This window comes from Psychrobacter sp. FME6 (assembly GCF_014861365.1).
Taxonomy (GTDB): domain Bacteria; phylum Pseudomonadota; class Gammaproteobacteria; order Pseudomonadales; family Moraxellaceae; genus Psychrobacter.
This window is the reverse complement of sequence record NZ_RRYW01000204.1, coordinates 1-1,246: the sequence shown is the minus strand read 5'-3', so window position 1 is coordinate 1,246 and position 1,246 is coordinate 1. Positions and strand designations below refer to the sequence as shown.

General features: G+C 38.5%; 1 protein-coding gene. It reads left to right on the top strand.

All coding sequences use genetic code 11. From position 1 onward, the window contains the following. The first annotated feature begins 84 nt into the window (after nt 1-84). On the top strand, nt 85-1,095 hold the full coding sequence (locus EI162_RS14230) for an IS1595 family transposase (RefSeq protein WP_192520968.1): 1,011 nt from the start codon (nt 85-87) through the stop codon (nt 1,093-1,095). The last annotated feature ends 151 nt before the right edge of the window (nt 1,096-1,246 follow it).

Below are 1,246 nucleotides of genomic sequence, written 5' to 3'. Positions count from 1 at the left end.
GGCTCTGTTTTAATAGTGTGTTGATATAACTTATTGATAAATGATATAATGACTCTACAGGCTTTGATTTATAAGGGTTTAACCATGTCAACCGCCACAAAAAACATCGACATTCTCAAACAGTTATTCAACAACCTTTCTGAGAAAGAAAAACAGCTCTTTCTTGGTGATATTTCAGGTCAAAATTCTCTTGAAAAAGTTATTGCAGCTAAAGAGGTATCAAAATGCCCTCATTGCGACTCTACCCATTTCGTCAAAAATGGCACTAAATGCAACAACCAACGCTACTTGTGCCGTGACTGCAAAAAATCATTTGTTGAGCAAACAGGCACTATATTATACAACTCGCAAAAAGGCATTGAGGTTTGGGAAAAGTATATCCACTGTATGATTGAGAAGTACCCCTTACGCAAATGCGCCAAAATATGTGATATCAATTTGGCTACCGCCTTTGCATGGCGACACAAGATACTTGATGCGCTACAAAATATGATGACTGACGTTGAGCTTGATGGTGTCGTGCAAGCTGACGAAACATTTACCGCAATATCATATAAGGGTAATCACAAGTCTTTTAAATTGCCACGTATAGCCTATAAGCGAGGAACTAAGGCGAGTAAGCGTGGCTTATCAACAGAAAAGGTTTGCGTTCCTTGTGCCGTCAACTTAGATGGTCTATCCGTTGCTAAGATATCAAACCTAGGCAAACCATCATTAAAAGACTTGCAGAAAGTATTAGATGGCAATATCTCAAAAAACTCAGTATTTGTTACTGACTCGCTGCGTCCTTATCAAAAACTATCACTGGATATGGAGCTAAATCACATCCGTATTGCTACTAAGAAACGCAGTAATGGCTTATTCAATATCCAAATGGTCAATAACTACCACAGTAGGCTTAAAGACCTGATAACGCACCGCTTTAAGGGTGTGGCTACTAAGTATTTGAACAACTACCTTGTGTATCATAACTTTGTTAATTTTGCTAAAGGGTCATCAGAGAGTAAAGAGTCCGTACTGCTAGATTTTATTCGTAACACGCTATGCACAAGCAAGACTGCTGATTTGTCTAGTCGTCCTGCTGTACCTGTCTAACCATTAAGGCTGTTGGGCTGTACTCTATCTTTTTATTTAGATAAAGCTAGTTAAGCTACTTCGGCATGGCAGACCTCACCATCCTTTAGTCGTCTAGCATATACTTTTTCCATTAGGTTAAAAATATCGTCCATACTTAGTTCTTTAACTT

Bases quoted from the DNA above. Each gene is read 5' to 3' on its own strand.
- EI162_RS14230 (WP_192520968.1), top strand. From the start codon at position 85: ATGTCAACCGCCACAAAAAACATCGACATTCTCAAACAGTTATTCAAC.